This window comes from Ureibacillus endophyticus (assembly GCF_024159215.1).
Lineage (GTDB): Bacteria > Bacillota > Bacilli > Bacillales_A > Planococcaceae > Ureibacillus > Ureibacillus endophyticus.
On the sequence record NZ_JAMYWW010000001.1, the window covers coordinates 234883 to 254387 of the forward strand.

12 protein-coding genes, 17 tRNA genes, 3 rRNA genes and 1 other RNA gene are annotated in these 19505 nt (G+C 40.1%); 26 read left to right on the forward strand and 7 right to left on the reverse strand.

What is annotated here, in order from left to right:
- Positions 1-75 precede the first annotated feature (75 nt).
- Positions 76-696 carry a DUF1643 domain-containing protein gene (locus NKR20_RS01120; protein WP_419095293.1) on the reverse strand — a complete coding sequence of 207 codons (621 nt, stop codon included), beginning with the start codon at positions 694-696 and terminating at the stop codon, positions 76-78.
- 170 nt (positions 697-866) lie between these two features.
- Here NKR20_RS01120 and NKR20_RS01125 point away from each other — a divergent pair, with 170 nt between their 5' ends.
- The 5 genes from NKR20_RS01125 to NKR20_RS01145 all read left to right on the forward strand — a co-directional run bounded on the left by NKR20_RS01125 (position 867) and on the right by NKR20_RS01145 (position 5287).
- The gene (locus NKR20_RS01125) at positions 867-1484 is read left to right on the forward strand and encodes a nitroreductase family protein (RefSeq protein WP_121213595.1); all 618 of its coding nucleotides are present in this window, start codon (positions 867-869) and stop codon (positions 1482-1484) included.
- A 174-nt stretch (positions 1485-1658) separates the two neighbouring features.
- A complete protein-coding gene (locus NKR20_RS01130) occupies positions 1659-2414 on the forward strand; it encodes a DUF2087 domain-containing protein (RefSeq protein ID WP_121213594.1) in 756 nt (251 codons plus the stop codon).
- A 14-nt stretch (positions 2415-2428) separates the two neighbouring features.
- Positions 2429-2770: a GIY-YIG nuclease family protein gene (locus NKR20_RS01135; protein ID WP_121213592.1), complete on the forward strand. Its 342-nt coding sequence runs from the start codon at positions 2429-2431 to the stop codon at positions 2768-2770.
- A gap of 23 nt (positions 2771-2793) precedes the next feature.
- Entirely contained in the window at positions 2794-4176 is a 1383-nt protein-coding gene (locus tag NKR20_RS01140; RefSeq protein WP_121213591.1) for an MATE family efflux transporter, read from the forward strand.
- A gap of 109 nt (positions 4177-4285) precedes the next feature.
- Positions 4286-5287, forward strand: a complete 1002-nt coding sequence (locus NKR20_RS01145) for a hypothetical protein (protein WP_121213590.1) — start codon at positions 4286-4288, stop codon at positions 5285-5287.
- Positions 5288-5522: 235 nt separating this feature from the next.
- Here the strand turns inward: NKR20_RS01145 and NKR20_RS01150 are convergent, their stop codons facing one another.
- From NKR20_RS01150 to NKR20_RS01160, 3 genes are all read right to left on the reverse strand, one after another.
- Entirely contained in the window at positions 5523-6809 is a 1287-nt protein-coding gene (locus NKR20_RS01150; RefSeq protein ID WP_253422931.1) for an alpha/beta hydrolase, read from the reverse strand.
- Between the two features lie 12 nt (positions 6810-6821).
- The gene (locus tag NKR20_RS01155; protein ID WP_253422932.1) at positions 6822-7931 is read right to left on the reverse strand and encodes a helix-turn-helix domain-containing protein; all 1110 of its coding nucleotides are present in this window, start codon (positions 7929-7931) and stop codon (positions 6822-6824) included.
- A 214-nt stretch (positions 7932-8145) separates the two neighbouring features.
- A complete protein-coding gene (locus NKR20_RS01160; RefSeq protein ID WP_121213585.1) occupies positions 8146-8460 on the reverse strand; it encodes a thioredoxin family protein in 315 nt (104 codons plus the stop codon).
- A gap of 156 nt (positions 8461-8616) precedes the next feature.
- On the opposite strand from NKR20_RS01160, the gene NKR20_RS01165 reads away from it, so the two are divergent.
- The 21 genes from NKR20_RS01165 (at position 8617) to NKR20_RS01265 (ending at position 16600) form a co-directional block, all read left to right on the forward strand.
- Entirely contained in the window at positions 8617-9621 is a 1005-nt protein-coding gene (locus NKR20_RS01165; RefSeq protein ID WP_414674146.1) for a M23 family metallopeptidase, read from the forward strand.
- Positions 9622-10087: 466 nt separating this feature from the next.
- Positions 10088-11636 (forward strand): 16S ribosomal RNA (locus NKR20_RS01170).
- A gap of 319 nt (positions 11637-11955) precedes the next feature.
- Positions 11956-14873, forward strand: a 23S ribosomal RNA gene (locus NKR20_RS01175).
- A 132-nt stretch (positions 14874-15005) separates the two neighbouring features.
- A 5S ribosomal RNA gene (rrf, locus tag NKR20_RS01180) occupies positions 15006-15121 on the forward strand.
- Together the 16S, 23S and 5S rRNA genes with 17 tRNA genes alongside form the textbook arrangement of a ribosomal RNA operon.
- 13 nt (positions 15122-15134) lie before the next feature.
- A tRNA-Val gene (locus NKR20_RS01185) sits at positions 15135-15210 on the forward strand.
- Positions 15211-15215: 5 nt separating this feature from the next.
- Positions 15216-15288, forward strand: a tRNA-Thr gene (locus NKR20_RS01190).
- Positions 15289-15296: 8 nt separating this feature from the next.
- A tRNA-Tyr gene (locus NKR20_RS01195) sits at positions 15297-15380 on the forward strand.
- A gap of 9 nt (positions 15381-15389) precedes the next feature.
- Positions 15390-15464, forward strand: a tRNA-Lys gene (locus NKR20_RS01200).
- A gap of 36 nt (positions 15465-15500) precedes the next feature.
- Positions 15501-15575, forward strand: a tRNA-Gly gene (locus NKR20_RS01205).
- A gap of 5 nt (positions 15576-15580) precedes the next feature.
- A tRNA-Leu gene (locus NKR20_RS01210) sits at positions 15581-15669 on the forward strand.
- A 7-nt stretch (positions 15670-15676) separates the two neighbouring features.
- Positions 15677-15753: transfer RNA gene (locus NKR20_RS01215), tRNA-Arg, on the forward strand.
- A 6-nt stretch (positions 15754-15759) separates the two neighbouring features.
- Positions 15760-15836: transfer RNA gene (locus NKR20_RS01220), tRNA-Pro, on the forward strand.
- 8 nt (positions 15837-15844) lie between these two features.
- Positions 15845-15920: transfer RNA gene (locus NKR20_RS01225), tRNA-Ala, on the forward strand.
- Positions 15921-15940: 20 nt separating this feature from the next.
- Positions 15941-16014, forward strand: a tRNA-Met gene (locus NKR20_RS01230).
- A gap of 11 nt (positions 16015-16025) precedes the next feature.
- Positions 16026-16118 (forward strand) — tRNA-Ser (locus NKR20_RS01235).
- Positions 16119-16127: 9 nt separating this feature from the next.
- Positions 16128-16203: transfer RNA gene (locus tag NKR20_RS01240), tRNA-Asp, on the forward strand.
- A 6-nt stretch (positions 16204-16209) separates the two neighbouring features.
- Positions 16210-16285: transfer RNA gene (locus NKR20_RS01245), tRNA-Phe, on the forward strand.
- A 6-nt stretch (positions 16286-16291) separates the two neighbouring features.
- Positions 16292-16365, forward strand: a tRNA-Gly gene (locus NKR20_RS01250).
- 4 nt (positions 16366-16369) lie between these two features.
- Positions 16370-16446: transfer RNA gene (locus NKR20_RS01255), tRNA-Ile, on the forward strand.
- Positions 16447-16452: 6 nt separating this feature from the next.
- Positions 16453-16527: transfer RNA gene (locus NKR20_RS01260), tRNA-Asn, on the forward strand.
- 1 nt (position 16528) lies between these two features.
- Positions 16529-16600 (forward strand) — tRNA-Glu (locus NKR20_RS01265).
- A 221-nt stretch (positions 16601-16821) separates the two neighbouring features.
- Here NKR20_RS01265 and istB read toward each other — a convergent pair.
- The 3 genes from istB to ssrS all read right to left on the reverse strand — a co-directional run bounded on the left by istB (position 16822) and on the right by ssrS (position 19403).
- A complete protein-coding gene (istB, locus tag NKR20_RS01270) occupies positions 16822-17586 on the reverse strand; it encodes an IS21-like element helper ATPase IstB (protein ID WP_253422936.1) in 765 nt (254 codons plus the stop codon).
- Complete coding sequence (gene istA, locus NKR20_RS01275) at positions 17583-18869, reverse strand: IS21 family transposase (protein WP_253422939.1); 1287 nt, start codon at positions 18867-18869, stop codon at positions 17583-17585. Before istA ends, istB begins: the two co-directional genes overlap by 4 nt.
- A gap of 342 nt (positions 18870-19211) precedes the next feature.
- Positions 19212-19403, reverse strand: a non-coding RNA gene (gene ssrS, locus NKR20_RS01280) — 6S RNA.
- Positions 19404-19505: the final 102 nt, after the last annotated feature.

Below are 19505 nucleotides of genomic sequence, written 5' to 3' on the forward strand. Positions count from 1 at the left end.
TAATTCATAAGAGATTTTTATTAAGAAAGAAAAGGGGTGTCCAAAAGTAAAATCTTTTTGGACACCCCTTAAAGTTTAATTTCTAATTATATTTGGTTCAATTTCCGACTTAAAAGCTTGTATTAATTGTTGAAGTCGTTCTATGTTGGCAGGGCCTTTTGGATTTGGGTGGTAATAATCATTATCCTTTGATAGTACCCCGAAATACGGAATGCCACTTTCTTTAATTAGCTCCAACCATTTTTTCTTTTCTAATTCATAAAATCCAGAATTTTTCCCTTTCTCAACACCCCATCCAATTAAAATCCAGGGATGGCTTTGAATTTCATTTAAAGACGGTCTTGTAATAGTAGGGTAGTTTCCAGTTGACTTTAAAGATTCAAATAGTTCGATGGCTTCTTTGCTTATTGTATTTTTTACATAGAATAAATTGTAAATATATAGTCTACCATTTAACTTGGAATGAGTTGCTTTCATAAACTTTACAAGTTGTTTCATTGTACGATCTAAAGAGACTTCATCTGTATGTGAGCCAGTATGGATAAGCTTTCTTCTTACTTCACCATTTAGTTTTGCTGAACCAGGATTTAACATTACTGCGGCACCTAGGGATTGATTAGAAGTACCAAACTGAATATACGTATTCGTACGGTAAACTTCTTCCCCGATTTGTTGAAAAGTTGCAATTGCTTTCACATTTTCCAAAAAGCAAACCCCCAGTAAAATGTAGTGTGATTCATAATATTCTTTAATAGGGGGAAATATTAGTTTTGTAGTTTAATATATTGAATATCTATTACTTGAAATTATTTAAGGGATATGGAAAAATAAAAATGTTTCAAATTCGAGATATAGGAGAATGAGAAATGGTATTATTACAGGACAAAATAAGTAATTTTTATTCAGCTGTAAAAGAAAGACGTACATACTTATCAATTAGTAATGATCCTATTTTACCGAACGAGGAGCTGGAAGAATTAATCAATTTATCGGTATTGCATGCACCTTCTGCTTTTAATTCGCAAGGTGATCGAGTAGTTTTATTACTTGGAGAACATCATACAAAACTTTGGGACATTACGATTGATACTTTAGGCAAAAAGCTGCCTGCGGATAGGTTTGCGATTACTAAAGAAAGATTAAATGGATTTAAAAATGGTTATGGAACAGTATTATTCTTTGAAGATACGGATGTTTTAAAAGATACTCAAGAAAAATTCCCTACGTACAAAGACAGAGTTCCATCATGGTTCCAACAAAACTCAGCGATTTTACAGTACATTATTTGGACAGGCTTAGAGCAAGCTGGTTATGGTGTATCCATCCAGCATTATAATCCATTAATTGATGAGGAAGTTCGTAAACAATGGAACATCTCAACTAATTGGAATCTAATTGCTCAAATGCCATTTGGAAAACCAATCGCTCCACCTAAGAAAAAAGAATATCAGAGCCTAGATCACAGAGTTAAAGTATTTAAATAAATGATTGATTGACCTTTAAGAGAAATCTTAAGGGTCTTTTTTTGTTAAAAGGAATTTTTATGTTGACCAATAACAAACAAATTGCTATATTGTTTAAGTGTTAATAAACGTATATGAAAATTGTTTGTTTTAAATATAAACAAAACAGTGTTTTGTTGTTGGGAGCGTTGTGTAATGAATTTATCCGATGTTTTTTGGAATGCATCACTTGAAGAAATAAAATGTGGATATATTGAGGATTCTAATCAATTTACATGCCTGTTATGTGGTGAACCTGTAGAAAAAGGTGTGATATATCCTCAAGATAATGTTCTGTATGAGGCTAGTCGCTATATACGTTTACATGTTGAGCAAACACATGGTTCTGTATTCGAGTACCTTCTTAGTTTAGATAAAAAATTAACAGGTTTAACAGAACATCAGACAACACTTTTAAAACATTTTTATGAGGGGAAAAGCGATAAAGAAATACAGCAGGAAATGGAAATTGGAAGTAGTTCGACCATTCGTCATCATCGCTTTGTGTTAAAAGAGAAAGAACGTCAGGCAAAAACGCAACTTGCCATTATGGAACTTTTAAAAGAAAAAGATCAATATGCACCTGCGTTTGTCGCACCTCATAAACATGCAAAAATGGTAGACGACCGTTATGCAGTTACTACGGAGGAACAAGAGAAGATATTAGAGAAATATTTCTTACAAGGTTTGGATGGACCTTTAAGTAAATTCCCTCCAAAGGAAAAGCAACGGCTAGTAGTATTACGTGCCATCGCAAGTCGACTTGATAGCAATAGCACCTATACAGAAAAAGAGATAAATGACGTTTTAAAAGAGATTTATGAAGACTATGTATTAATACGACGCTACTTAATTGAATATGCCTTTCTTGAGAGAAAAGCGGATGGCAGTTCATATTGGGTGAAGAAATAGAGGGGGAGTCATTGATGGATAGAAAAAAGGAGTTAAAACAACAATTTCTAGAAGTAGAAATACAAGCAGGAGTATATCAAATAAAAAACATGGAAAATGGAAAAGTACTTATCGAAAGTACAAGGAATTTAAAAACCATTAACGGTGTAAAATTCACGTTAAATAACAATACGCATTTTAACAAAAAATTACAGGAAGATTGGAACATATTTGGAAAAGATGCGTTTGTAATTGAAGTATTGGAAACTTTAGAAAAGGAGGATTCTCCATATTTTAATGAAAAAGAGGCATTAAAAAAATTAGAAGAGAAATGGCTTGCTAAATGCCAGCCATTTGGTGATGCTGGGTACAATTAAATAAAAAAATGGAGAAAATCAATATGGATTTAATATCAGAACAAGCAAAACCTTCTATTTCCCTTCAAAAGATGATGGTTCTCTTTCTTATTCCAGTTGCATTTTCTAGTGTAATCCAATCCTTTGGGCAAGTAGTAAGTACGATTATTGTTGGTCAAACATTAGGGGAGGATTCTCTAGCTGCTATTTCAGCTTTCTTTCCATTGTTCTTTTTCCTAATATCCTTTGCGATTGGGATTGGTTCTGGAAGTTCGATTTTAGTTGGTCAAACATATGGTGCGGGTAATATTTCAAAAATGAAAGAAGTAGTCGGGGTAACACTTGCTGTAACATTACTTCTATCTGTTATCGTAGCTATATTTGGTGGTTTATTTACAGAATCCATTTTAAAATTGATGGGAACTCCTGAAAACATTTTAGCGGAAAGTGCGAGTTATGCAAAAATCTTATTTTTAACTCTCCCAATTATGTTCCTATATATGAGTTACACAACCTTTATACGCGGAACAGGGGATTCAAAAACGCCGTTAATCTTTTTAATTGTTAGTATCGTAATCAATGTTGCGTTACTACCAATGTTAATGTTTGGGTGGTTCGGTTTACCGGCGTTTGCGTTAAACGGGGCCGCATATGCATCTGTATTATCGAACTTAATTACCTTTATTTTATTACTCGTATATTTACACAAAAAAGACCATGTGATTAAGCTAGATAAAGAAATTATTAAAAACATCCACTTTAAAGGGGATATTATTAAGACTTTATTAAAATTAGCAATTCCATCGAGTATTAGTATGGTGGCAATTGCCATGGCAGAAGTGGCTGTAATTATTTTTGTTAATAGTTATGGCTCAGAAGCAACAGCGGCTTATGGAATAGTGAATCAAATTGCGATGTATGTACAAATTCCAGGGATGAGTGTTTCTATAGCCATTTCTGTATTTGTTGCACAAGCAATTGGTGCGGGCAATCAAGAAAATGTAAGGCAAATAACTAAACTTGGGCTAAAGTTAAGCTACTTATTTGGTGGAGCATTAATTCTTATTGTTTATTTGCTTTCAGAACCCATTTTAAAACTATTCCTAACAAGTGCTGACACAATTGGAATAGCTAAAGGTTTAATTCTAATATCATTCTGGAGTTATTTACTATTAGGGCACGTGCAAGCAATTTCGGCAACAATGCGTGCAACAGGCGTTGTACTATGGCCAACAATCTTTTTAATCGGTAGTATCTGGGTAGTCGAAGTGCCTGCAGCTTACTTATTATCAAACTTCACTAGTTTAGGAATTAATGGAGTGTGGTTAGCATATCCGATTGCCTTTGCGGTTAACTTAGTTGCCCAGTATTGTTACTATCACTTTGTTTGGAAAAAGAAAACGATAAAAGCTTTAGTATACGATTAGAAATTGAGTCTAGGTTCTTTTAAGAATCTAGGCTTTTTTATTCATTACTTTTAAAAGGAGTTAGTAGTATATAGAAATGTCACATATGTAAAAAGGAGTGTATATTCCTTTGAAACTTTTTCATTTACTTTTAATAGCCTTTTGGTTCCTAGTAGGTGGTTGTATGGAATTAGTGGAAGAGATAGATGTTGAAACGGAACCAGATGTAATACCTGTTAATGGATTACCTGAAGAAGTAATTCCTGAAGAAAATAAAATGGATGAAACGATTACTTTACTAGATAACGGTTGTTACAGTAATGAGGTCTATTTAGAGGAAGAAGAAACATGTTCTTTAGTGATTAACTGTAAAAATGAAAGAGACTGTATTAAATGGGGAAATGAATTAATAGAACTACTGGAATTTGAATATGGATCCCTCGTATTAGAAGAATCCGTTGCAACAGGTGAAGAAGGAATTACTGTTCTTACTACATATGATATTGACAATGAAGAAGAAGTAATTTACACAGATGCTGAAATATCAGATGAGGAATTGGAGTACCATGAAAATTTGTGGTTTAGCTTTAGTTGGCTTATACCTGAGAGTGAACGTAGAGAGATTACTCAATTTGAAGTATTCGAAAGTGGTAATACACTTGCATATGTTACTCTACATGATGAGAATGGGGAATATTGGACACTGGGCATGAACAATAAAAATATTGAATTAGCTTCTGAAATATTAGTTACATACTTACATGAATATGCCCATTTTTTATCATTGAACCAAAATGAAATTGATTATTGGAAAGACGAAGCAGGGTGCGACACATTGTACTTACAAGACTCAGGTTGTTTTTATGAGGATGCCTATTTAACTAGTTTTTATCGGGAGTTTTGGGAGGTGCCAGGGTATGGGGATATAGATGAATTCTTCGTTTCTAATTATGCTCGGGAATCCCCGGAAGAAGATTTTTCAGAGTCCTTTGCGCACTTTGTGTTAACCCAAACGCCAGAAGGGGATACAGTACGAGAAGGGAAAATTCTATTCTTCTATGAATTTGAAGAACTTGTACAATTACGTACAGAAATTTTATCTCGTGTAGCAACTTGGCTCGTTAGATTATAAAAAAAGTGGAGTCCCGAGGGTGAGGGAGCTCCAAAATTGAGGTATGAATGATGGGTCGAAATTGGTACAAATAAAACTATGATGTGGCTTTATTCAAGAAAGAGGGGAGTTCTCCTAAAGGAGATGTATCTTTCTTTAGCCTTAGCATATTCATTCTGTTATTGCCTATTAAGGACGGAAGCGGAGGTAGGGAAATAATTTAAAAAACCCCATCAAAATATGATGGGGAAAGTTACTATCTATTAATAAACTTTTCAATCGTTGGAACAAGTTCTTCATGTAAAGGTAATGATGGGTCTGTATAAGTAGCAAGGTTGGCATTAACATCAGATGGCGAATCCTTTAATATGTGGTTCATACCTTCAATAACTACTGTTTTATCAGCAGTTTGACGTAAAGGTTCAACATCTTTTTCGGTTACTTGAAGATCTGTTGTACCGTGAATAACGAATATAGGAACTGAGACTTTCGCTAACTCTTCTTTAGGGTCGTATTTTATCCATGATGTTAAATAAGGTTGACTTTGTACTGGGAAGATCATCTTTAATTCATTTGACATTTCTTCCACGGTTTCGCCAGCTTTCACTTTTTCTAAAATTTCCTTACTTTCATCAACAAGTGCAGGTGATAATTGTGCACTTAATTGATCAATCATCACTTCATCTATCCTGCGACCAGTTCCTGATAGAAGTATTAGGGAATCGATTGGTTGTTCCTGTGCTGCTAATATACTAAGGAAAGCTCCTTCGCTATGCCCAATTACATGGACTGAAGTAAATGACTCTTGAGAGTTAATGTAAGCAATGATACTAGCAATGTCCTTTGCAAAATCATCGAATCGTACTGCATTTGGATCTTTCACTAATAGCGTATTTTCACCAATCCCACGTTTATCGTAACGAATCGTTGAAATATTCTTTTCTGCTAATTGCTCTGCTAACATTTTGTAGCTATCGGAGTTCACACCCATAACGGAATTCCCGTTTTTATCTGTTGGGCCACTTCCTGCAACAATAATTGCAACGGGTGATGGTTCACCGCTTTTTGCTTTTTGAAGGGCAACTTTCAATTCTCCACCATCGACAGGAATTAAGATTTGTTCGTAAGTAATTTCTTCTTTTGAAGTATTGTCGTAGTGTGTAAAAGTGACTGGGAAAGTGGCACCATTTTGTGTAAATGTACCTTCAATCTTTTCATCTGCAAATTTCCCTTTAATTGAAATTTTTTGACCTTGTAGATTGATTTGAATATCAACAGCATCTTCGTTATAACGGACACTTTCAAACGGATAGTTTTCTAACCCTTGCATTGGTACAGAAAATGTCCCAGTCGTTTCTTCAAGCTTAATAATAATTGGTAGTGGTGAGTTTGGTATTTCAATATTTCCTGCCCATTCCCCGAAAAATTGTGTTGTCATTGATTTTTCCTCCTCATTTTTGGAATTTCCATTTTCCGTACTTCCCGCATTACAACCTACAAGAATTAATAATGTAAATAAGCTTATTACAAACAATCTTTTCATTGAAATAACTCCTTATGGTAAGTTCAGTTGATGCTTAAGGTTTAAAATAAATGCTTTATAATCTTGACGTCCTTGTAGTGGAGCAAAAATAGGGTGGTCAGTCACACCTGATAAAATATCCTTTTTAATAGATGCTACATCTCTTGGCGAGACATTCCCAATTGTTATTTCTTTTTTCATCCAATTTTCAAGTAAGTCAAAAAAGGCATCTCCTTTTAAATAAATAGGGAATTTTAAATAACTAACAACTCTTCCATAACTTTGAAGTGCCTTCATTGCTTCTTCATGACGTTGTTGCATCATGTAGCAATAAGCAGCTTTTAAGTAAAAGACAAGAGCGGAATTCGCATTTAAAAGTTCAATTTTAAATTCTTTAATGATGAATTCCATCCTTTTAACTGTTTCATCAAAATGTTCAATATTGTCAACTTCAAGCACTAAAGTATCTGTCGCACTAGAAAGGAGCCCGAATAAGTGCTGGTACATACTAATTTGAAGCGTTTCTCGTGCTTTCTCTGGTTGATTCATCATCGTATGGGCTGTGGCTATAATGTTTTCAGTACCGAATTCAATTTCGATATGATCTCCTAATAATTCGAGAACTTTTTCAGGTTCATTCATCATTAAAAAAGCTGTGGCTTCTACAAACTCTGCTTTATGAACGTATTTATACTCTTGGGCTTGATTGCGTACACGCTGACACAATTCCACAACCCGGTTTAAAATTGCTTCAGGATGTTCCGCATGTTTATGATAATTTAGATATAATACAGCAAGTTCTATTAGTAATGGAAAGCACGAATAATATTCTTTTACATAGTCTTCTATTTCTTGTTGAACATCCGAAAACGGTTGAACACTAAATTTCTCGGCTAACTGAGCATATAATTTTTGTATATTTTCTTTAGTCATTTGTGGTTCATATCCAAGAAGTGAATCAATCGATAAATTGAAAAATGTTGCAAGTTTTGGTAGTAGAGTAATGTCTGGATAACTAAGTCCTGTTTCCCATTTCGATACTGCCGCTTTTGAAACACCTACATATTGAGCGACTTGTTCTTGTGTAATACCTATTTCTTTTCGTAATGTACTAATGCGTGTTGCGAATTGAAAACCTGTCATATATCCCATCCCTTTCTACGTCCAGTATATGGGATAATTATAAGAGAAACGAACGAGTGATAGTTAATAATAGTTGATTAAATCAACTGAAGGTAGATATTAATTTTTATAAACGCAAAAAATCCCCTTCGCCTAATGCGTTGGGGATGTTGTTTTCGTAAAACCGTTTATTTAATTGATTTTATAATTCCCGGTAATAGAAAAAGAATGTATGTTAATTTAAACCATTGATAAAGTTTTCAATTTCTTCTTGTGTCTTACGATCTTTGCTCACAAAACGGCCAATTTCTTCACCATTATTAAAGGCAAGGAAACTTGGTATTCCGAAAATATCCAGTTGAGCGCATAAATCGATATATTCATCACGGTCCACTTTGATAAAACGATAATTCGTATATTTTGCCTCAACTTCTGGCATAAAAGGATCTATAAAGCGGCAATCTTTACACCAATCTGCAGAAAACACGAAAATTGTACGACCTTCTGATTTTAATTGTTCAAATTGATCAAGTGATTGTAAATTCTCCATTAAATAATTCCTCCATTTTCTATCTCTTTTATAAAAAAACAAAGTTTAAGCCTTTTTACAATAATATCTCATCATTGATTGAAATTGAAATACAAAATGTTGAAGTCATGGTTTTGTATTTTTCGGACATTATAAAAAAAGAAAGGAGGCTTATTATTGGTTCGACATTTGATTCCATTATGTGTTTTATTGATTCTTTGTAGTACCATTTCGCCTGAAGTTGTACGAGCAAAAGAAGAACCTTCTAGAGAAGAAATTTTACAGAAGCGGATGTCTATGTACCTACAATTTCAGGATTATATTGTTCCGTGGTATTACCTAGCAGCTATTGATCAATATGAACGAAATATACAAGATGTCCGCAAAGATATTCCGAAACGGGACAGTACTGTTGCCATTCAATTCTCTAAGGAATATTGGGCAGGTGCAATGAATCCTGTTCCGGATGATACATCGCCGTTTACAATCAAGTATTTTGGCGGGTTAGGTCTTGATGGTAATGGTGACGGGCTTGCAAGTGCAGACGATGATGAAGATGTACTGTTTACTATGAGTAACTACTTGAGCAAATTCGGACCAAGTGAAGAAGATTTTAAAATTGCATTATGGGAATACTACCAAAGTGAAATGGTTGTAAAACAAATATTATCAATAGCAAAAATGTATAAACATTTTAATTCAATTGACTTAGATACACATGTTTTCCCAGTTCCTGTACGAGGCTACAATTATAGCTATAGAGGAACATGGGGTGCCAATCGTGGCTGGGGCGGAAGACGTATACATGAAGGTACCGATATTTTTGCGGGATATAGTACGCCCGTAGTATCAACTTCATACGGTATTATAGAAGTGATGGGATGGAATGAATTTGGAGGTTGGCGCGTTGGAATTCGTGACAACCATAATACTTATCATTACTATGCTCATTTAGCTTACTTTAATAAAGGATTAAAAGTAGGCGATATTGTAGAACCAGGTACACTACTAGGTGGTGTGGGAAGTACCGGGTACGGTAAAGAAGGTACTTCAGGAAAATTCCCACCACATTTACATTATGGTATGTATAAATTTAATGGTCGAACTGAATGGGCATTTGACCCATACCCTTCATTAGTACAATGGGAAAAATACAGTAAACAGCTTCTTAAGAAAAAATAATGTAAGGTTGTTCCGAATTGGGGCAACCTTTTATTTTAGGGTTTATTATTGTTGGGGCATTAGTAAATTAAGATGAAAAAAATTTAATAAATATATTGACTTTAATTTTTAATGTGTGTATAGTAATACAAGTCGTCACCACGACAAAGCGAAATAAATAACTTCTAATTTATTAACAATAAATCATCTTGTTTATTAATTTTAAAAAATATTGACATGTGATTGAGAAGTTAATATAATGAAAAAGTTGATTTGCGAAGTTGATAAAATGCTTTGAGAAAAGTAAAAAATATGTTGACACTAGAAGTTGAAAATGTTAATATATAAAAGTCGCTTGCGCGAATGGAAAATGAACTTTGAAAACTGAACAACAAAACGTTAATGAATATAGTTTCTCATTAAATTGAGAAACGAAATTTTGGACATCAATTTTGATGCCAGCAATTTTTGAGCTTTATCAAATTCTTTTATGGAGAGTTTGATCCTGGCTCAGGACGAACGCTGGCGGCGTGCCTAATACATGCAAGTCGAGCGGACCTTTAGAAGCTTGCTTCTGAAGGTTAGCGGCGGACGGGTGAGTAACACGTGGGCAACCTGCCCTATAGTTGGGGATAACTCCGGGAAACCGGGGCTAATACCGAATAATTCATTTCATCACATGTTGAAATGATGAAAGATGGTTCTGCTATCGCTATAGGATGGGCCCGCGGCGCATTAGCTAGTTGGTGAGGTAACGGCTCACCAAGGCGACGATGCGTAGCCGACCTGAGAGGGTGATCGGCCACACTGGGACTGAGACACGGCCCAGACTCCTACGGGAGGCAGCAGTAGGGAATCTTCCACAATGGACGGAAGTCTGATGGAGCAACGCCGCGTGAGTGAAGAAGGTTTTCGGATCGTAAAACTCTGTTGTAAGGGAAGAACAAGTACAGTAGTAACTGGCTGTACCTTGACGGTACCTTATTAGAAAGCCACGGCTAACTACGTGCCAGCAGCCGCGGTAATACGTAGGTGGCAAGCGTTGTCCGGAATTATTGGGCGTAAAGCGCGCGCAGGCGGTCCTTTAAGTCTGATGTGAAAGCCCACGGCTCAACCGTGGAGGGTCATTGGAAACTGGAGGACTTGAGTGCAGAAGAGGAAAGTGGAATTCCAAGTGTAGCGGTGAAATGCGTAGAGATTTGGAGGAACACCAGTGGCGAAGGCGACTTTCTGGTCTGTAACTGACGCTGAGGCGCGAAAGCGTGGGGAGCAAACAGGATTAGATACCCTGGTAGTCCACGCCGTAAACGATGAGTGCTAAGTGTTAGGGGGTTTCCGCCCCTTAGTGCTGCAGCTAACGCATTAAGCACTCCGCCTGGGGAGTACGGTCGCAAGACTGAAACTCAAAGGAATTGACGGGGGCCCGCACAAGCGGTGGAGCATGTGGTTTAATTCGAAGCAACGCGAAGAACCTTACCAGGTCTTGACATCCCATTGACCGCTATGGAGACATAGCTTTCCCTTCGGGGACAGTGGTGACAGGTGGTGCATGGTTGTCGTCAGCTCGTGTCGTGAGATGTTGGGTTAAGTCCCGCAACGAGCGCAACCCTTGTTCTTAGTTGCCATCATTTAGTTGGGCACTCTAAGGAGACTGCCGGTGACAAACCGGAGGAAGGTGGGGATGACGTCAAATCATCATGCCCCTTATGACCTGGGCTACACACGTGCTACAATGGACGGTACAAACGGTTGCCAACCCGCGAGGGGGAGCTAATCCGATAAAACCGTTCTCAGTTCGGATTGTAGGCTGCAACTCGCCTACATGAAGCCGGAATCGCTAGTAATCGCGGATCAGCATGCCGCGGTGAATACGTTCCCGGGCCTTGTACACACCGCCCGTCACACCACGAGAGTTTGTAACACCCGAAGTCGGTGAGGTAACCTTTTGGAGCCAGCCGCCGAAGGTGGGACAGATGATTGGGGTGAAGTCGTAACAAGGTAGCCGTATCGGAAGGTGCGGCTGGATCACCTCCTTTCTAAGGATATTAACGGAATATAAGCCTAGGGCTTATACCATTAACGTTTTGTGTTCAGTTTTGAAGGTTCATTAGAAAAGCGGAAAACACCGCTTAGCTGAACCGGATACTGGAAGTCTTGAGTAGAAATGCTTGCATTTCGCACGAAAGACTGAAGTAGACGCGTCAGCTGGTGTTTGGAGCTAGACATTAATAGAACTTTCTTTATATTGTTCTTTGAAAACTGGATAAAACGACATTGATAGCAACAAACAAAATTCAAGTAATTTATTGTAAGTTCTTAAAATCTTCTCTGTTTGAGAAGTGTAACTAACTTTTAGGTTAAGTTATTAAGGGCGCACGGTGAATGCCTTGGCACTAGGAGCCGATGAAGGACGGTACTAACACCGATATGCTTCGGGGAGCTGTAAGTAAGCTTTGATCCGGAGATTTCCGAATGGGGGAACCCACTGCTCGTAATGGAGCAGTATCTTGACGTGAATTCATAGCGTCATGATGGCACACCCAGGGAACTGAAACATCTAAGTACCTGGAGGAAGAGAAAGAAAATATTCGATTCCCTGAGTAGCGGCGAGCGAAACGGGAATAGCCCAAACCAAGAGGCTTGCCTCTTGGGGTTGTAGGACACTCTATATGGAGTTACAAAAGAATGGATTAGGCGAAGCGATTTGGAAAGATCCGCCATAGAAGGTAAAAGCCCTGTAATCGAAAGTCCATTCTCTCTTGAGTGTATCCTGAGTACGGCGGAACACGTGAAATTCCGTCGGAATCCGGGAGGACCATCTCCCAAGGCTAAATACTCCCTAGTGACCGATAGTGAACCAGTACCGTGAGGGAAAGGTGAAAAGCACCCCGGGAGGGGAGTGAAATAGAACCTGAAACCGTGTGCCTACAAGTAGTTAGAGCCCGTTAATGGGTGATAGCGTGCCTTTTGTAGAATGAACCGGCGAGTTACGATTACGTGCAAGGTTAAGTTGAGAAGACGGAGCCGCAGCGAAAGCGAGTCTGAATAGGGCGAAAGAGTACGTGGTCGTAGACCCGAAACCAGGTGATCTACCCATGTCCAGGGTGAAGGTGAGGTAACACTCACTGGAGGCCCGAACCCACGCACGTTGAAAAGTGCGGGGATGAGGTGTGGGTAGCGGAGAAATTCCAATCGAACTTGGAGATAGCTGGTTCTCTCCGAAATAGCTTTAGGGCTAGCCTCGTGATGAGAATACTGGAGGTAGAGCACTGTTTGGACTAGGGGGGCATCTCGCTTTACCGAATTCAGACAAACTCCGAATGCCAGATATTTATACACGGGAGTCAGACTGCGAGTGATAAGATCCGTAGTCAAAAGGGAAACAGCCCAGACCACCAGCTAAGGTCCCAAAGTAATCGTTAAGTGGAAAAGGATGTGGCGTTGCTTAGACAACCAGGATGTTGGCTTAGAAGCAGCCATCATTTAAAGAGTGCGTAATAGCTCACTGGTCGAGTGACGCTGCGCCGAAAATGTATCGGGGCTAAACGATTCACCGAAGCTGTGGATGTGCATCTAAGATGCACGTGGTAGGAGAGCGTTCTAAGGGCGTTGAAGTCAGACCGGAAGGACTGGTGGAGCGCTTAGAAGTGAGAATGCCGGTATGAGTAGCGAAAGATGGGTGAGAATCCCATCCACCGTATGACTAAGGTTTCCTGAGGAAGGCTCGTCCGCTCAGGGTTAGTCGGGACCTAAGTCGAGGCCGACAGGCGTAGACGATGGACAACAGGTTGATATTCCTGTACCACCTCCCCGCCGTTTGAGTAATGGGGGGACGCAGTAGGATAGGGTAAGCGTGCGATTGGTTGTGCACGCCCAAGCAGTAAGGCGTGGAAGTAGGCAAATCCGCTTCCTGTAACGTTGAGCTGTAATGGGGAGCTCTTTAAGAGCGAAGTACCTGATTTCACACTGCCAAGAAAAGCCTCTAGCGAGGCGGGAGGTGCCCGTACCGCAAACCGACACAGGTAGTCGAGGAGAGAATCCTAAGGTGTGCGAGAGAACTCTCGTTAAGGAACTCGGCAAAATGACCCCGTAACTTCGGGAGAAGGGGTGCTCTCGAAAGAGAGCCGCAGTGAATAGGCCCAGGCGACTGTTTAGCAAAAACACAGGTCTCTGCAAAACCGTAAGGTGACGTATAGGGGCTGACGCCTGCCCGGTGCTGGAAGGTTAAGAGGAGGGGTTAGCGTAAGCGAAGCTCTGAATTGAAGCCCCAGTAAACGGCGGCCGTAACTATAACGGTCCTAAGGTAGCGAAATTCCTTGTCGGGTAAGTTCCGACCCGCACGAAAGGCGTAACGATCTGGGCACTGTCTCAACGAGAGACTCGGTGAAATTATAGTACCTGTGAAGATGCAGGTTACCCGCGACAGGACGGAAAGACCCCGTGGAGCTTTACTGTAGCCTGATATTGAATTTTGGCACAACTTGTACAGGATAGGTAGGAGCCAGAGAACTCGGAGCGCCAGCTTCGAGGGAGGCGTCGGTGGGATACTACCCTGGTTGTGTTGAAATTCTAACCCGTACCCCTTATCGGGGTAGGAGACAGTGTCAGGTGGACAGTTTGACTGGGGCGGTCGCCTCCTAAAAGGTAACGGAGGCGCCCAAAGGTTCCCTCAGAATGGTTGGAAATCATTCGTAGAGTGTAAAGGCACAAGGGAGCTTGACTGCGAGACCTACAAGTCGAGCAGGGTCGAAAGACGGGCTTAGTGATCCGGTGGTTCCGCATGGAAGGGCCATCGCTCAACGGATAAAAGCTACCCCGGGGATAACAGGCTTATCTCCCCCAAGAGTCCACATCGACGGGGAGGTTTGGCACCTCGATGTCGGCTCATCGCATCCTGGGGCTGTAGTCGGTCCCAAGGGTTGGGCTGTTCGCCCATTAAAGCGGTACGCGAGCTGGGTTCAGAACGTCGTGAGACAGTTCGGTCCCTATCCGTCGTGGGCGTAGGAAATTTGAGAGGAGCTGTCCTTAGTACGAGAGGACCGGGATGGACATACCGCTGGTGTACCAGTTGTCTTGCCAAAGGCATCGCTGGGTAGCTATGTATGGACGGGATAAGTGCTGAAAGCATCTAAGCATGAAGCCCCCCTCAAGATGAGATTTCCCATTACGTAAGTAAGTAAGATCCCTCAAAGACGATGAGGTAGATAGGTTCGAGGTGGAAGTGTGGCGACACATGGAGCTGACGAATACTAATCGATCGAGGACTTAACCACTAACTTGAATGGTCGTTAGTCAATGTCTTTATCCAGTTTTGAGAGTACAAGCTCTCAAAAATGAAATAGGAACTTCGCCTAAGAGCGCAACATCCATGTTGCAACGGCGAAGCCAGTACATCCATGGACAAGTGAAGTGATGATGGCAAAGAGGTCACACCCGTTCCCATACCGAACACGGAAGTTAAGCTCTTTAGCGCCGATGGTAGTTGGGGGCTTCCCCCTGTGAGAGTAGGACGTCGCTTCGCTTGTTTCAAAAATGGAGGATTAGCTCAGCTGGGAGAGCACCTGCCTTACAAGCAGGGGGTCGGCGGTTCGAGCCCGTCATCCTCCACCATATATGCCGGTGTAGCTCAGTTGGTAGAGCAACTGACTTGTAATCAGTAGGTCGTGGGTTCGACTCCTATCGCCGGCATCCTTTCTGGAGGGGTAGCGAAGTGGCTAAACGCGGCGGACTGTAAATCCGCTCCTTCGGGTTCGGCGGTTCGAATCCGTCCCCCTCCACCATCTTATAGAGAGCCATTAGCTCAGTGGTAGAGCATCTGACTTTTAATCAGAGGGTCGAAGGTTCAAGTCCTTCATGGCTCACCAGTTTTATTAAAAACTTGCCAGAAAATCAATGCACATGCGGAAGTAGTTCAGTGGTAGAACACCACCTTGCCAAGGTGGGGGTCGCGGGTTCGAACCCCGTCTTCCGCTCCAAATGTGCCGGGGTGGCGGAACTGGCAGACGCACAGGACTTAAAATCCTGCGGTAGGTGACTACCGTACCGGTTCGATTCCGGTCCTCGGCACCATTTATATGCGCCCGTAGCTCAATTGGATAGAGCGTCTGACTACGGATCAGAAGGTTGTGGGTTCGACTCCTGCCGGGCGCGCCATATATACGAGAAGTAGCTCAGCTTGGTAGAGCACTTGGTTTGGGACCAAGGGGTCGCAGGTTCGAATCCTGTCTTCTCGACCATTTTAATTGGGGCCTTAGCTCAGCTGGGAGAGCGCCTGCCTTGCACGCAGGAGGTCAGCGGTTCGATCCCGCTAGGCTCCACCAATAAAATCAAATAAAAATATGGCGGCGTAGCTCAGCTGGCTAGAGCGTACGGTTCATACCCGTAAGGTCGGGGGTTCGATTCCCTCTGCCGCCATTTAGTAAAGTGGAGGAATACCCAAGTCCGGCTGAAGGGATCGGTCTTGAAAACCGACAGGCGGGTTAAACCGCGCGGGGGTTCGAATCCCTCTTCCTCCGCCATTTACTTGAGGTCCCGTGGTGTAGCGGTTAACATGCCTGCCTGTCACGCAGGAGATCGCCGGTTCGATCCCGGTCGGGACCGCCATAAAGTGGGTCGATAGCTCAGTTGGTAGAGCATTTGACTGAAGCTCAAAGTGTCGGCGGTTCGATTCCGTCTCGACCCACCATTTTATGCGGGTGTAGTTTAATGGTAAAACCTCAGCCTTCCAAGCTGATGTCGTGAGTTCGATTCTCATCACCCGCTCCATTATGGGCCTATAGCTCAGCTGGTTAGAGCGCACGCCTGATAAGCGTGAGGTCGATGGTTCAAGTCCATTTAGGCCCACCATAATATTCCGAAGTAGCTCAGTGGTAGAGCAACCGGCTGTTAACCGGTTGGTCGTAGGTTCGAGTCCTACCTTCGGAGCCACGGCCCGTTGGTCAAGTGGTTAAGACACCGCCCTTTCACGGCGGTAACACGGGTTCGAATCCCGTACGGGTCATATGAAGACGTATAGCATTTGCTATACGTCTTTTTGTATTTAATGAAAGTCGTTATGAGCCTCAGAAGTAGAGACCAGACCGAGAAATATGAAATTTATATTATGCTAGGTATGCAGAATATTTCAGCTTGATGATGAGAAGCTTAGATTGAAAGAATATAAATAGAGTATAAATGTCAACGTTAATATGTACATTTATGCTTGTTTAAGGGTGTACAAAATTACTCGTTTACTGGTTCGAGGTGTTGCTTAAGACGGTACGAATCACCAGTAATAGTTACGACACTTGCGTGATGTAAAATGCAATCTAAAATCGCATTTGCTAACTTCGGCTCTGGGAAAATTTCTTCCCATGATTTGAAGTTCACATTGGTTGTAAAAATCGTACTTTTCTTTTCATAACGTGCATCGATGAGTTGGAAGAATAGCTTCGCGTCCTCCGGATCGATTGGTAAATAACCGATTTCATCAATGATTAATAATTTATACTTTGTATAATGTTTCAAACGGCTTTCTAGACGATTTTCAATGCGCGCTTTTTTCAAGTTTTGAATTAAATCATGACACTTAATGAAATAGGTACTTGTCCTTTTTTTCGCTGCTGTAATGCCGATTGCCGTAGCTAAGTGGGTTTTACCCACACCACTTGGACCAAGAAATACAATGTTTTCGTTTTCTTGAATAAAACGTAAGCTCTGAAAATCACGTAATTGTTGCTGATTGACACTTGGTTGAAATTCAAAATCAAAATCTTTCATTTCCTTTAGATGTGGAAAGGCTGCGACCTTCACCATTGCGTGAATCATGTTTTGCTCACGTACATCTACCTCATAATTCGTTAATTTAATGAGCGTATCAATAAATGAAAGTTCATTCTTGATACTGAAGTCAATGACTTCACTTAAATGAAGCCCCATTTCCTTGAGTTTTAAATACTCCAAGTTTTGCAGGAGATGCTGATAGTTTGTGTTTGTAAACTGATTCATTTATAGATGTCTCCGATCGCTGCTAAATTTCGCTTGGCTAAATCATTAATATCTGGATAGTTTGGCATCGCTTTCGACAGTGTCTCACGATAGTGAGCCTCTTGATAATTGAGTTTTGCGTCACTAATTTTATGTTGCGCTATGAGTTCCATGTTATAATGAATCCATAATCGGTCATCATATACTTGTAAACTTACTTTCTTTCCTTGATACGCTGGTGGTACAGAGTATTGATTGGACTTGTAAGAAATCATGTTAGATGCATTGACTTTCACAAGTGTATGGTTGATTTTGAAGGAATCTCTTACTCGTTCAGTTGGTAGCTGGAGTAAGTGATTCTTTTCTTTTTGAAATTCAAGTAATGGAATCTTATTTGTCCCTTGATGAACTTCACGGTTCACACGATTACACAATTGTTCGATATAAATGTGTAGCTCTTCCATATTCAATTGCCCTTGATAAGCATGAATTTCATCAAGTAGCTTCATCGTTGTTTCAACTTTTCCCTTTGTCTTCGGACGTCCTGCGATACAAGGTCTCACTTTGAAACCAAAATCTTGCGCAAATTGGGCAAACTTCACATTCACTTTTCCTTTGGAAAATTCGGTTCTCGCTTCATCCATGACCGTTTTCATATTGTCTGTAACCAGTTCTTCAGGCACCCCACCCATTTTTTCAAACGTTTCCGTAAGGAAAGAAAATAGCACAGCTTGCGACTTTGAAATACTCATATAAAAGAATCGCATACGTGAATGGCTCAAAATTAAAACAGCTACGTTAATTTCTACTTGTTCACCATCTTTTGTTTCGTACAAAATACTTTCTTTCCAATCTAACTGTGCCTGTTTACCTGGACGTGTTTCGAAACGAATACCACTGTTTTTCATACTTGGAATCCGTTCATCTTTATCGAAATAAGCTTGGAATTCCGGTGTATTCGCAATATAAGTGCGGAACGTTGATTGAGCACAACCTAAGCCATGATTATCTTTTAAATACTGCCAAAGATTACGACGATAATAAAACACCTGCTTCGAATCCTCTGATAATAAACTTGCGATTATTGGATAAAACGCATCGATTTTAGATGGTTTGTTACGGTTCTTTTTGGGAACGAAACCGTTTAGATATTTGTCGATGGTACGACGATCTACACCCATGTCCCTTGCTAATTTACTTTTATTAATTTTCATTTTTAAATGCTCCATTATTTGTTTATATGCTGCTAAATCTGTAAGACTTTTCAGTTCGAATGTTGTCTCTACGTTTAATTGAATATACATTTCCAATCACCTCTAGATCAGTATGTATACCCCGAGCATTTTTGTACATTGTTATTCAAGCGGGAATGTACATATTTAAATTAGCATTTGTAATAGAGTTATAAAGTGTAGCATTAGGAGATAGGGGAGTAACCTATATAACAAGTAAGTAGAGGTACACATAGCAAATTAGAACGAATAAGAGAATTAGTAGTGTGTCCATGTAAGTGAAGCGAAGATTATTTACACTGTCATAAAGAACAATATGTTTACTTTAAGAATGTCTTTTCATAAATAAAAAACACCTTATCATAATGAATGATTAAGGTGTTAATAAAAGAAGCCTTGCTATACAGTATGTATGGCAAAGCCGCCTTGCCGTAGTTATTAATAGAAAGTTTTAAACCACCACTCCTCAAAGTGGGTGTTCGCAGAATAATTCCTGTATATCGTCATTCACCGTAGTGTGACGCTCGCCATTCCTTATTCGATTAAAACTCCCTTTTACAGTTCAAAGGTTAAAACTTAATATTTGTACGAACAACGCAGCTTTAATGTTATATTATACGATTGTATTTATTTGTGCAAGTAAGTATGTAACGATAAAAAAGTCAAATTTTTAATAAGTTAGAATATAAAAAATATATCCTAAGAAAG